This is a genomic window from Saccharopolyspora spinosa NRRL 18395 (assembly GCF_000194155.1).
Classification (GTDB): Bacteria; Actinomycetota; Actinomycetes; order Mycobacteriales; family Pseudonocardiaceae; genus Saccharopolyspora; species Saccharopolyspora spinosa.
The window spans coordinates 3,714,823-3,727,578 of the sequence record NZ_GL877878.1 but is presented as its reverse complement, the minus strand read 5'-3'; the positions used below and the strand labels follow the sequence as shown (position 1 = coordinate 3,727,578).

The following is a 12,756-nucleotide window of genomic DNA, read 5'->3' as shown; positions in this document are numbered from 1 at the left end:
AGCAGGTAACGAGGACGGGTTGGTTGCATGAGCAGCGCGACGGAGCCGGTCGGTCAGCCGCCGGTTGACGTGCCGGACATCCACACGACCGCCGGCAAGCTGGCGGATCTGTACCGGCGGAATGATGAGGCGGTGCACGCCGGCTCGGCGCGCGCGGTTGCCAAGCAGCACGCGAAGGGCAAGAACACCGCCCGCGAACGCATCGACATGCTGCTGGACCCGGGTTCGTTCGTGGAGCTCGACGAGCACGCGCGGCACCGCTCCACGAACTTCGGCATGGACGCGAACCGCCCCTACGGCGACGGCGTGGTGACCGGCTACGGCACCGTCGACGGCCGCAAGGTGTGCGTGTTCTCCCAGGACTTCACCGTCTTCGGCGGGTCGTTGGGCGAGGTGTTCGGCGAGAAGATCGTCAAGGTCATGGACCTGGCGCTGAAGACCGGCTGCCCGCTGATCGGCATCAACGATTCCGGCGGCGCGCGCATCCAGGAGGGCGTCGCCGCGCTCGGCCTGTACGCCGAGATCTTCAAGCGCAACACCCACGCCTCCGGCGTCATCCCGCAGATCTCGCTGATCATGGGCCCGTGCGCGGGCGGCGCGGTGTACTCCCCGGCGATCACCGACTTCACCGTGATGGTCGACCAGACCTCGCACATGTTCATCACCGGCCCGGACGTGATCAAGACGGTCACCGGCGAGGACGTGACCTTCGAGGAGCTCGGCGGCGCGCGCACCCACAACTCGCGCTCCGGCAACGCGCACTACCTGGCCACCGACGAGGCGGACGCCATCGCCTACGTCAAGGAGCTGCTGTCGTTCCTGCCCAGCAACAACCTGGCCGAGGCGCCGGTGTTCGAGGGCACCGACACCGACGCGGGCACCGGCTCGGTCGCCGAGTCGATCACAGACGCCGACCGCGAGCTGGACGCGCTGATCCCGGACTCGCCGAACCAGCCCTACGACATGCACGAGGTCATCTCCCGCGTCGCGGACGACGAGGAGTTCCTGGAGGTCGGGGCGCTGTTCGCACCGAACATCATCACCGGCTACGGGCGCATCGAGGGCCACCCGGTGGGTGTGGTGGCCAACCAGCCCACCCAGTTCGCCGGCACCCTGGACATCGACGCCAGCGAGAAGGCCGCGCGGTTCGTGCGCACCTGCGACGCCTTCAACATCCCGGTGCTGACCTTCGTGGACGTACCGGGCTTCCTGCCGGGCACCGACCAGGAGTGGAACGGCATCATCCGGCGCGGCGCGAAGCTGCTGTACGCCTACGCCGAGGCGACCGTCCCGCTGGTCACCGTGATCACCCGCAAGGCCTACGGCGGCGCCTACGACGTGATGGGCTCGAAGCACCTGGGGGCCGACGTCAACCTGGCGTGGCCGACCGCGCAGATCGCGGTGATGGGGGCGCAGGGCGCGGTGAACATCCTGCACCGGCGGCAGCTGGCGGAGGCGGCGGACAACGGCGAGGACGTCGAGGCCGTGCGCGCGCAGTTGCAGCAGGAGTACGAGGACACCCTCTGCAACCCGTACGTGGCCGCCGAACGCGGCTACGTCGACTCGGTGATCCCACCGTCCTACACCCGCGGGTACGTGGCGCGGTCGCTGCGGATGCTCCGCGACAAGCGCGCCAGCCTGCCCGCGAAGAAGCACGGCAACATCCCGCTGTGACGTCGTCCCACCCGCGAGGAGGTGCCCGATGAGCCACGACGTGACGCCGGACCAGCGACCGGTGCTGCGCATCGTGCGCGGCAATCCCGACGACGCCGAGATCGCCGCGCTGACCGCGGCGCTGACCGGCCTAGCCGCCGCGAAGTCCGTGGCGCAGCCGAAGCAGCGGCCGATGTCGCTGTGGGGCGACCCGGCCGCTGCGCTGCGGCACCCGGCGGTCCCCCGCCCGCTGCGCCCCGGCCCGCACTCCTGGCGCGCTTCGGCCCTGCCGGGCTGATGTCGTTGCCCGCCAACAAGATTTCGCCAGCCGTCCGGCGTCGCGCCGGGAAATGAGGAGTTGACCACTGTGGACGTGACGTCGATCAGCAAGGTCCTGATCGCCAACCGCGGTGAGATCGCGGTGCGGGTGATCCGCGCCTGCAAGGACGAGGACATCGCCTCCGTCGCCGTCTACGCCGAGCCCGACGCCGACGCGGTGTTCGTGCGGCTGGCCGACGAGGCCTTCGCGTTGGGCGGTTCGACACCTGGTGAGTCGTACCTGAACATCGACAAGATCATCGACGTCGCGAAGCGCGCGGAAGCCGACGCGGTGCACCCCGGCTACGGCTTCCTGTCGGAGAACGCCGAGTTCGCCCAGGCGGTGCTCGACGCGGGCCTGATCTGGATCGGGCCGTCGCCGCAGTCGATCCGGGACCTCGGTGACAAGGTCACCGCCCGGCACATCGCGACCCGCGCCGGGGCGCCGCTGGTGCCGGGGACGAAAGACCCGGTGGCGGGCGCCGACGAGGTCGTCGCTTTCGCCGAGGAGCACGGGCTGCCGGTGGCTATCAAGGCCGCCTTCGGCGGCGGCGGTCGGGGCCTGAAGGTCGCCCGGACGCTGGAGGAGATCCCCGAGCTGTACGCGTCGGCGGTGCGCGAGGCCGAGACGGCGTTCGGCCGCGGCGAGTGCTTCGTGGAGCGCTACCTGGACCGGCCGCGCCACGTCGAGGCGCAGGTCCTCGCTGACCAGCACCGCAACGTGGTCGTCGTGGGCACCCGTGACTGCTCGCTGCAAAGGCGGCATCAGAAGCTGGTCGAGGAGGCCCCGGCGCCGTTCCTCAGCGACGAGCAGCGCCGCACCATCCACGAGGCGGCGCGGGCCATCTGCGCCGAGGCCGGCTACTACGGCGCGGGTACCGTGGAGTTCCTGGTGGGCTTGGACGGGACGATCTCGTTCCTGGAGGTCAACACCCGCCTGCAGGTCGAGCACCCGGTTTCGGAGGAGACCACCGGCCTGGACCTGGTCCGCGAGCAGTTCCGCATCGCATCCGGGGAGAAGCTGCAGATCACGGCCGACCCCGAGCCGCGCGGCCACTCGATCGAGTTCCGGATCAACGGTGAGGACGCGGGCCGCAACTTCCTGCCCGCGCCGGGCACCGTGACCCACTTCGTCGCGCCGCATGGACCGGGTGTCCGAGTGGACGGCGGGGTCGAGTCGGGCAGCGTAATCGGCGGCCAGTTCGACTCGCTGCTGGCCAAGGTGATCGTCACCGGCGCCGACCGGCAGCAGGCCCTGGAGCGGTCGCGGCGGGTGCTGGACGAGATGGTCGTCGACGGCATGGCCACGGTGCTGCCATTCCACCGCGCGATCGTCCGCGACCCTGCGTTCGTCGGCACCGACGGCTTCACCGTGCACACCCGGTGGATCGAGACGGAGTTCGACAACACCATCGAACCGTTCACCGGCGGTGTCGAGGCGGAGGAGCCGGAGCCGCGGCAGACGATCACCGTCGAGGTCGGCGGACGCCGCCTGGAGGTGTCGCTGCCCGCGGAGCTGGCGGTGTCCTCGGCCGCCCCGGCGGCCAAGGCGAAGCCGCGCAAGCGTTCCGCGGGCAAGTCGGGGGCCGCGGTGTCCGGCGACGCGGTGACCGCGCCGATGCAGGGCACCATCGTGAAGATCGCGGTCACCGACGGCCAGGACGTCGCGGCTGGCGACCTGATCGCGGTGCTGGAAGCGATGAAGATGGAGAACCCGGTCACGGCCCACAAGGCGGGCACGGTGACTGGCCTGTCGGCCCAGCCGGGCGACTCGGTATCCCAGGGCACCGCGCTCTGCGAGCTCAAGGACTGAACGTCCGGGGCCTTGGTCTTTTGGGCAGGCGTCGAGACTGCTCGGGAACTCGTTGTGCGGTGGTGGCGGTGGTGCATCTGGCGTCGCTGGAATGAAGCGAACGGACTGTTCACGTCAATAGGAGCAACCAACAGGCCGTTCGCCTCATCCACTTACCCTTGCTGTCCGGCTTTTGAAGTGAAGCGAACGGACTGTTCACGTCAATAGGCGTAACGAACAGGCCGTTCGCCTCATCCACTCACCGCTGCACTCGGGTTCTTGGGGTGGAGCGAACGGACTGTTCGCGTCAGTAGGTGTAACGAATGGGCCGTTCGCCTCGTCGATGCGGCTTCGCTGTCGGGTTCTTGGGGTGGAGCGAACGGACTGTTCGCGTCAATAGGCGTAACGAAGAGGCCGTTCGCCTCATCCACCCATCACCGGTGGTTGGCGCGGGGTGCCCCGGCGTTACTCAGCGGTCGAACCGTCCGCTCTTGACGGCCTGCACGAACCCAGCGACGTCGACACGCAGCGTGGGGCCATGCGGGTCCTTGGAGTCACGGATCTCGTCAAGGTCGGTTGTTAACTCTACGCAGGTTGTGGTGTTCTGACTGCGGGACGACTTGATCCATACCTTCGAGTTGGTCATTTCTTGCGCTCCATCCTGCCAATCAAGTCCGCGATGAGCCTTGCCGAATCTTCAGGACCCAGCGCCGCTTGTCGTACCATCTCGATCGCCTGTCTGTATATGCGGATGTCTGCTTCTTCATGAAGAAAAAGCCCCGACTTTCGGTTTTCTAGATGGACTGCCACCCCAGAAGGCGTTTCGATCAGGCTGAATGCCCCCTCCAGCGCGGGATTCCAGCCGATGTCCGGCCGGATGATCCGCAGTTCGATGTTCGCGCGTCGCCCGGCTTTAAGGAGGTATCTGAGCTGCTCGGTGAGAACTTCAGGGGAACCGATGACCTGTTTCAGCGCTGGCTGGCCGATCAGGGCCACGAACTGCACGGGCTTGTGGCCAGTCAGCGCTTCTCGTCGCCCGATTCGGATCGAGACACGGGTCGCAAGTTCTCCAGCGGGCAGACCTGAGGCCATGATGCCTCGGATGTAATCGGTTGTCTGCACCAATCCGGGGATCAGTAGGGGCGACACCTCGATTATCTTGGTCGCGCTTTGCTCTAGGTCGAGCAGGGCAGCGAGCTGCTGCCGATTCTCGGGGAGTGTTGTCGCCACCCAGCTCGAATCACTTGCGCCATAAGCCAAATCGATGATCTCCTCGTAGCGCTGCCCGTTAACGCCCAGCGAGGTCAAGATCTGAGCGACCTGCTCCGGCTTGGGTATCCGATCGCCAGTTTCCCATCTCGACAAGACCCCAGGGTCTCGGCCAAGCCGGGTGGCAAAGCCACGGACTGTCAGTCCTTGCTCTCGCGGAGCGCATTCCCAAGTGCCCGTCCTCTTCGGGTTCGCGTCATGATCTTCTCCGTTCGCACGCTGGTCACCTGTTGCGTCCATGATCACGGCGTTGTTGATGGTGTCATGTTGCAGCACACTTCAGTAATGACCACATCGGGTGGTTGAGACGAGAGAACATGGCGAGGAGGGGCGATGTCCATGGAATCGGAATTTGGTTCATCTATCCGACCAGTAAACCAGCTTCGGCATTTCCAGTACCGGAAGGGGTTTGTGCCGGAGTGGTGCCGGTTCGCGCATATCCGTTGCGGCGCAGGCGCTTCATTGGTCCGTTCCTGGTGCTGCCGGCTGTTTCAGGCAGACGAAGTCGAGGACTGCTCGCTGCCGGGGGAGCAGTGCCCCGGGCTGTCGGTGGGCAAGCAGGAGTGCACGGATTGCTTTGTGGCATCCCGGTTTCCGGGCCTTGCCATCCGCACGGCGATGGACGGGATGATCCCGGCGCGGATCGACACGCCGCGCGAGATGGTATCCGCGATGCTGGTGCTGCAACAGGACCTGGCGGACGAGGCGAGCCGCATTACGGCCGGTGATGTGGACACCGCACGCCTGGGCAGATTGGCCGGTGAGTCCGAGCGCTTCGCGAGTGCCCTGCGCCGCTTCGGTTGGCTGGCCGCGCAGGGCTGACGGTCACATCGACGGATACTTGAACACCGGGATTGGTGGGACGGGCTCGGGAAACGCGTCGAGCACCTCTGACTCGGCCAATATCGCGATGACCTGATCCACAGTGGATGTAGACAGCTCTGCGAGGGCGATGTGGAAGTTGTCGCCTCCGTGTCGTTCTGCAGCCAGGATCGCGGGTATTTGCCGAACAAGGGACTCGGCGCCGGAACGGGCCTTGGTCCACCACTGTTCGAAGCCGCGCAGTAGGATGCCGCCGCCCCAGATGGAGCCCGAGCTGATCCCTTGGATCAACGAGGGCACGAAATTCGCTTCCACCGTCGTGGGTTTGTGGACCTTTCCCCCTCTCAGGTACTCGTCGGGGTTGGTGCGGGTGAGGTTGATCTGGACACCCACTCCGACGGCGGAGGTGAAGTGATCCACGAACGGCTCGTACAACCGGGGCGGCAGGTCGACGTGCAGCCCGACTTGAGTCCGCAGCGTGCGACCGAAGTCGGGGTTCTCGTGGACGATGATCGTTGGCCCGGACGTCACCAGCGTTTCATGCCCGTCCCGGGCCGGTTCCTCATCGACGATGTTCAGCGACGCAACGATGTTCTGCCAGTCGTTGATGAAGTCGCACATGTCGATCGGTAGTGGTACTGATTCCATGATCGTGCGAAGTTCGTCCCGCTCCGACCATGAGATCGGGAAGCGGTTCTGCTTCAGCATGGCCAACAGCACGTCGAGGACCTCGTAGTGCTCGCCAGCATGCGCGGCGCTGGACATGAACGAATAAGTCTCTTGGGGAATGCGCTCCCGCATTCCCTGGAAAAGGGTGTCCGTCCTGTTCATGAATTCGACTTCGTTCATGATCACATTTCTCTTCGGGTTCTGCTGCACGCCGGGCCCACTCTTGGGGTAGCCGGTAACGATGCTGCCGTTTCCGTCGAGGACGACCTCGATGAAAACACCGTCCCGGACGCCGACGGTCTTCCATCGGCCGTTCGGCTGGAGCACCGGCGGGCTGTCTGGATCTTTCGCCACACCTGAATCCGGTTCAGAATGTCTGTTCGGCTCCAGCCAGGCGGGAATTCGGTTTTTCCTGGTTTCCCGACCCCGGCGAGATGGCCCCCAGCGGTCTTCGGCGGTGGATCGCCGTCGAGGGTGTGGGTCGCCCGGTCGGCCGTGATGTGCATGGATGCTGGGTCGTGGTGTGGTTCGGGCACTCCCTCCCAGGCGTCGTACGGCGTGGTGCCGAGGTGCTGTTCGAGCCATGGTCTGCCTGATCGTAGGCCTGGCGCTCGGACTCCAGTGTGACCGCTTGGGCATCGCGTGCCCGCCCTAGAAGTGCGGCACTCACGCAGTCCTAGGCCACGCACAGCTGATGATCAGGTAGACGTAGTGCGCAGTCCCCCGGATTTATCCGTGGGGTTAGCACGTCAAGTCCGATCCTGACGTGCCCAGCGGTAACCCTGCCAACGTTAGATAGCTCGGTGCTGTATAGTGCTGGGTATGGCCGTCACGCTGCGATCGAACGCGAACATCACCTTTCAGTGCGCGTTCCACGTTGTGTGGTGCCCGAAATACCGGCGCCGGGTCATCGGTGGCCGGATGGAAGAACGCTTGAAGCAGCTCATCCGGGAAGTCGTCGAGGAGAAGGGGGCGTGGCTGGTGGAGCTGGAAACGATGCCGGACCACGTTCACCTTCTCGTCGAAGTCGACCCGCAGTACGGGGTGCACAAGCTGGTCAAAGCGATGAAGGGACGTTCGTCGCGCGTGTTGCGGGAAGAGTTCCCGTGGTTGCGGTCGAAGCTTCCGACGCTGTGGACCAACAGCTACTTCGTCGCGACGGTCGGCGGCGCACCGCTGTCGGTCATCAAGCGCTACGTCGAACAGCAGAAGGCCCGGTGAGCCGATGCTGACGGGACGTCGCTACCGCTTGAAGCTCACCACCGCGCAGGCCGCCCAGTGCGAGGAATTCGGCAATATCTGCCGGGCAGTGTGGAACACCGCCCTGGAACAACGCCGCGAGTACCGGCGGCGCGGGGCGTGGATGAACTACCACGAGCAAGCCGGACAGCTCGCCGACGCGAAAACCGAGCACGACTGGTTGAAGACCGCGCCGTCGCACATCCTCCAGCAGGCGTTGAAGGACCTGGACCGGGCGTGCCGCGACCACGGCACGTTCCGGGTTAAGTGGCGCGGCAAGCAGCGTTGGAACCCGTCGTTGCGGTTCCCGATGGGCAAGCTCATCGAGGTCGAGCGGCTGAACAAGCGGTGGGGACGGGCGAAGCTCCCGAAGCTGGGGTGGGTGCAGTTCCGCATGACCCGCCAGCTCGGCGGTGCCGTGCGGTCCGCGACAGTGTCCCGCGACGGCCGGGACTGGTTCGTGTCGTTCCTCGTCGACGACGGCGCCACCACCCCACAACGGCACGCCGCACCCCACAGCGGCGTCGGTGTCGACCGTGGCGTCGCGGCAGCGGTAGCTACCAGTGACGGCAAGCTCATTGACCGCGATTTCGTCTCGCCTGGCGCGGATGAGCGTTACCGCAGGTTGCAGCAGAAGCTTTCCCGGCAGAAGCGGGGCAGCGCGAACCGTAAGAAGACGCTCGGCAAGATGCGCCGGTTGAAGCGGCGCGAACGCGACCGGCGAGCGGACTTCTGCTCGCAGGTCGCGGCCGAGCTCACCGACCGCAACGCGCTGGTCGTGCTGGAAGACCTCCGTACCCGGAACATGACCCGGTCGGCGAGCGGAACCGCCGAAGAACCCGGCCGGAACGTCGCCCAAAAGTCCGGCCTGAACCGCGCCATCCTCGACAAAGGCTGGCACAAGCTTGAACTGGCCCTGCGTAACGCTGCCCGCTATACCGGCAGCGAGATCGTGAAGGTGCCTGCTGCGTACACGTCGCAGACGTGCGCGGTGTGCCGTGCTGTGGACCCGGAAAGCCGTGAGAGCCAAGCGGTTTTTCGGTGTACCCAGTGCGGCCACACCGCGCACGCTGACGTGAACGCGGCGAAGAACATTCTCGCCGCCGGACGGGCGGTGACAGCCTGTGGAGACCTCGCCGTTAGGCGGTCCGTGAAGCAGGAACCTCAACCGGCGTTAGCGCTGGTTGGAACCCCCCGGCTTTAGCCGTGGGGAGGACGTCAACAACCGGTTTCGGTGAACTGTGGAACTGTGAATTGTGATCAGGTCCGTGAGCTGACGGACTGGCCACCGCGACGGTTCGAACGCGCTGCGCGACTGCACGAGAAGCCGCGCGTCCTGGGCGATTCCTGTACTTGCGGCAACTTGGAGTAATTCCTCCTCTTTCGCTTGACGTGCTACAGCGGGTGACGACATGGTGGCTCGTCTGGCGGTGGGGAGGGGGTGGAGCACCGGATGGCAGGCGATGTCGAGTTACCTGGGCGCGCAGGCATTGTCAAGACGCTCGTCGGGGAATGCGTGCGGCGGCGGAAGCCGCGCGGTGGTGGGGAACCCGACCGGGAACTGCCGGTCATCGTCCTGTTCGGTCCGCGGGGCAGCGGCAAGACCGCGACGCTCGCCGACATCGAGCGGAACTGCGCTCATCAGGTGCCGCACGCCTCGATCGATGTGGCCAAGCGGGCGAGGGCGCCGAGGGAGATCATCACCGAACTCCACTTCGATCTCAGCAAGAAGCACGAAGGTGTCCACCGGATCCCCTTTCGCCAGCTGGACCTTTGCCTTTTGGCCGTCGGCGCCGAGCCGGACCCGGACAACCGGGAGAAGGCGCTGGCGCAGGTCCGCGCCGCCGCTTCGGCGGACGTGGAGCTGTCCGATCGGACCCGGAGCAGCATCGAGAGCGTGATCGACGGCTTGCTGCAGGCCGGGGCACTGCCCTGGTGGTCGAAGCTGCCCATCGGCGCGTTCTTCCACGCCGTCGAGACGTTCCGCTGGCGGCGCAAGCTGGGGCGCGGGGCGGGCATCAAGCAGTCGATGCCGAAGCGGTCGGCGAAGGTGCTGGACGTCCTGGTGGATATCGGCGTCGCCGACGCCGACCTGCTGGACGAAGTGTTCTGCGCCGCGTTCCTGGCAGACCTTCGCGCCGCATACCTGAGGCGTTTCAGGTGGCGCAGGGGGAACTGCGTGGTGCTGCTGGACAACATCGACGCGGCGGGCGGGAGCCGGTTCGTCGACCTGCTGCTGAGCATCCGGGAGCGGAGCCCTCGGGAACCTGATCCGCTCGTGCTGATCGCGACCAGCCGGCAGTGGAATCCGCGGTGGGGGTCGCAGGGGAGCAGCTACCGCACCCCGGAGCAAGCCGGGCTGGCGGACTGGACGAACGGTCGAGACGTCGATCTCGGACGGGATTCCTGGTGGTACCCGGTCGAATTGCGGGATCTGACGGTGTCCGAGGTCGCCAACGTCGGTCGTACCGCGGCCGACACCACGTCGGCGCCGTTCGTGCACGAGCTGACGCGCGGTCATCCGTGGAGCACGCGCGAACTGCGTGCGACGTTGGGGGATCGACCGACCGGCCTGGCGATGCGAACCGTGCTCGAAGGCGGAGTCGAGCGCCCGTTCGCCGGCCGGGCGCGCGACTACCTGCTGCAGGACTTCGATCCGGCGCAGCGCGAAGTGCTGGTGGGAATGTCGGCGGCGCCGAACCTGGACCTGGCCACCCACGCGGGCGTCAGGGGCGGCACGGAAAGCGATGCCGGCGCCCTGCACGAGATCCGGAACCGGCTGTGGTCGGTGTTCGGCGAGCAGTTGGTGCTGCACCCGTGGCTGCGCCGGTTGCTGCTGCACGAGCTGGGGAACCGCCCAGCTGATCACCCCCAACGGTGGGCGGTGGTGCACACCCGGCATCGTGATCATCACCGCGAAAGCGGGAACGTCGCGCTGTCGCTGTACCACGCGCTCGCGCTGGAGGACCTGAACTCCGCGGTGAAGCACCTCCGGCACCAGTTCGAGCAGATCGACGCCGAAGCCGCGGTCCGGCGGTGGATGCAGCTCCTGGAACTGATCACTTCCGCGCCCAACAGGTTGTCCACCGCCCGGGAACCTCGGGACCAGGTCGAGGAGCTGGTCCGGACGGCCCCAGCGGATGCGAACCTGGCCCGCCTGGTGGCGGCCAGGTGGTTGATGTCGGACCCCTTGGGCGATCCGGACCGGTCCCTGCGAAGCATCGTGCGCAGCGAGTTCGAGCAACTGGCGAAGGAAGCCCGGGTCGGGTTCGTGTTGTTGTTCGCGGAGAGCGAGAAGTACGCCTGAGCGGCTGGGGAGGCAATCCGTGGATAGCTACGTGGAACGGTCCTGGTGGCAGCGGAACCGGCGGAAGGTCCTCGTCGCGTCCGTCGTCCTGGTGCTGGTAGCAGGTGGTGTCGTCGGCTTGGCGTGGTGGGGCGGCCGGTGCGCGGCGGGTGTCCAAGAGGTCGACGGCGAGTGCATCGGGATGACGGACGGCTCCTACAAGTTCGGTTCCGACGACCCGGCCGAGAATCCGCTGGCGGACGTGCTGCAACGGATAAAGGAGGAGAACGACCGGGTACTGGCGGAAGGCAAGGGCTACGTCAGCATCGCCTACCTCGCACCGATGAGCCTCGCCGAGGGCGACACGGTCACCCTGGAAGCCACCCGCAACGCGCTGCGGGGCGCCCATCTCGCCCAACTTCGGGCGAATCGCGAGAAGGGCGGCTGGGAGGGTGATTTCCCGTTGATCCGGCTCCTACCAGCCAACCCAGGTAGCCAGCTCCAGAAGTGGGATCCGGTGGTCAAGCAGATCCGCGCAGCCCAGTTCACCCCGGACCGGGTGGTGGCAGTGGCGGGTCTCGGGCAGAGCCACGAAAGCACCGCCAAGGCGATCCAGTGGCTGTCCGAGCAGCGCATTCCGATGGTCGGGGCCACCATCACGGCCGACATTTTCACCGATCTCGAAGCCCGTGGCGAGTTCAGCGGGTTGGTCAGGGTGTCGCCGACGAACACCGAACAGGTCCGGGCCATCGTCCAGCGCCTCTCGGACACTCGAAAGGCGATGTTGGTGAAGGACATAAACCAGTCGGACCTGCTCGCGAACAACCTCAGTTCGGCGTTCACCCGCGAATACGAGAAAGACGGTCGCGACGTCGTGCTGGCGGAGTACGACTCTTCGCGCGGCACCGCGAACATCTTCCCCGGCATGGTGCGCAACATCTGCGCCGCCCAGCCAGGTGCGATCTTCTTCTCCGGCCGCTACAACGACCTGACGTTGTTGGTGGGTGCGCTGAAGAACCGGCCATGCGGGGACCTGAACCTGCGGGTGGTGACCCTCGACAGCGTGGTGGACATCGCCGGCGTCGACGAGGTCCGCAAGAACCTGTCACCGAACACCACCCTGGAGTACACCCACCTGTCCGCGCCGCAGGCGTGGAATGCCGTTCCGGAGGCGTTCGACGGGGCGGCGACCGGGTACTTCCGCGACTCCTACCGCGAGTTCTTCGGGCTCGGCTCGACCGGCGACGGGATGGCCATCACCTCCTACGACGCGGTGGGTGTGGCGGTGACGGCAATCAACCGCGCAGCCGACAACCGGAGGGACCTGAAGTCGATCACCGCTGACACTGTTGCTGGGCAGTTGCTCGCGATGAGGGGGACCGAAGGCGTCCGCGGCGCCAGCGGTTGCATTTCCTTCGACAGCGTCGGCCACCCGGTCGACAAGGCGATTTCGGTCTTCAGACTGTCGATCGACGACACGAGCAGCTCAGCCGAAATCGTGCCCGCCGTCGTCTCGGGCTCCGGACACGTTCTGCCCGGCCGTTGCAAGACGTAGTTCAGGTAACTCGTGCAATTCCGCTGGAATTGCACGGTTTCTGGACCCGCTGGTCAGACTCGCTCACTCACCGGACGAGTGGCGGTCACCTGCCATGCTGCGCTGGATCGGTCGGCTTGGACTGCGTGAATGTGCTGCCATCTCGCCGAGCAC

11 protein-coding genes are annotated in these 12,756 nt (G+C 66.2%); 8 read left to right on the top strand and 3 right to left on the bottom strand.

What is annotated here, in order from left to right; genetic code table 11:
• The first annotated feature begins 27 nt into the window (after positions 1–27).
• The 3 genes from SSPN_RS0118485 (at position 28) to SSPN_RS0118475 (ending at position 3,784) form a co-directional block, all read left to right on the top strand.
• The gene (locus SSPN_RS0118485; protein WP_010696962.1) at positions 28–1,674 is read left to right on the top strand and encodes an acyl-CoA carboxylase subunit beta; all 1,647 of its coding nucleotides are present in this window, start codon (positions 28–30) and stop codon (positions 1,672–1,674) included.
• Between the two features lie 28 nt (positions 1,675–1,702).
• Positions 1,703–1,951, top strand: coding sequence for an acyl-CoA carboxylase subunit epsilon (locus SSPN_RS0118480; RefSeq protein WP_010696959.1), 249 nt, complete (start codon positions 1,703–1,705; stop codon positions 1,949–1,951).
• Between the two features lie 69 nt (positions 1,952–2,020).
• A complete protein-coding gene (locus SSPN_RS0118475; RefSeq protein WP_010696958.1) occupies positions 2,021–3,784 on the top strand; it encodes an acetyl/propionyl/methylcrotonyl-CoA carboxylase subunit alpha in 1,764 nt (587 codons plus the stop codon).
• A gap of 448 nt (positions 3,785–4,232) precedes the next feature.
• Here SSPN_RS0118475 and SSPN_RS51305 read toward each other — a convergent pair whose 3' ends face one another.
• The gene (locus SSPN_RS51305; protein WP_010696956.1) at positions 4,233–4,409 is read right to left on the bottom strand and encodes a DUF397 domain-containing protein; all 177 of its coding nucleotides are present in this window, start codon (positions 4,407–4,409) and stop codon (positions 4,233–4,235) included.
• The gene (locus SSPN_RS44460; protein ID WP_010696954.1) at positions 4,406–5,128 is read right to left on the bottom strand and encodes a DUF5753 domain-containing protein; all 723 of its coding nucleotides are present in this window, start codon (positions 5,126–5,128) and stop codon (positions 4,406–4,408) included. The genes SSPN_RS51305 and SSPN_RS44460 overlap by 4 nt, the downstream gene beginning before the upstream one ends.
• Before the next feature lie 237 nt (positions 5,129–5,365).
• Here SSPN_RS44460 and SSPN_RS0118460 point away from each other — a divergent pair, with 237 nt between their 5' ends.
• Positions 5,366–5,854 carry a hypothetical protein gene (locus SSPN_RS0118460; protein ID WP_010696952.1) on the top strand — a complete coding sequence of 163 codons (489 nt, stop codon included), beginning with the start codon at positions 5,366–5,368 and terminating at the stop codon, positions 5,852–5,854.
• A gap of 3 nt (positions 5,855–5,857) precedes the next feature.
• On the opposite strand, the gene SSPN_RS0118455 is transcribed toward SSPN_RS0118460, so the two are convergent.
• Complete coding sequence (locus tag SSPN_RS0118455) at positions 5,858–6,733, bottom strand: hypothetical protein (protein WP_148271988.1); 876 nt, start codon at positions 6,731–6,733, stop codon at positions 5,858–5,860.
• Between the two features lie 612 nt (positions 6,734–7,345).
• On the opposite strand from SSPN_RS0118455, the gene tnpA reads away from it, so the two are divergent.
• The 4 genes from tnpA (at position 7,346) to SSPN_RS0118435 (ending at position 12,603) form a co-directional block, all read left to right on the top strand.
• Complete coding sequence (gene tnpA / locus SSPN_RS0118450) at positions 7,346–7,744, top strand: IS200/IS605 family transposase (protein WP_044573060.1); 399 nt, start codon at positions 7,346–7,348, stop codon at positions 7,742–7,744.
• A 4-nt stretch (positions 7,745–7,748) separates the two neighbouring features.
• Positions 7,749–8,966: an RNA-guided endonuclease InsQ/TnpB family protein gene (locus SSPN_RS44455; protein WP_010696946.1), complete on the top strand. Its 1,218-nt coding sequence runs from the start codon at positions 7,749–7,751 to the stop codon at positions 8,964–8,966.
• Between the two features lie 249 nt (positions 8,967–9,215).
• Complete coding sequence (locus tag SSPN_RS0118440) at positions 9,216–11,069, top strand: hypothetical protein (RefSeq protein WP_010696943.1); 1,854 nt, start codon at positions 9,216–9,218, stop codon at positions 11,067–11,069.
• Positions 11,070–11,088: 19 nt separating this feature from the next.
• Complete coding sequence (locus SSPN_RS0118435; RefSeq protein ID WP_143539544.1) at positions 11,089–12,603, top strand: ABC transporter substrate-binding protein; 1,515 nt, start codon at positions 11,089–11,091, stop codon at positions 12,601–12,603.
• The last annotated feature ends 153 nt before the right edge of the window (positions 12,604–12,756 follow it).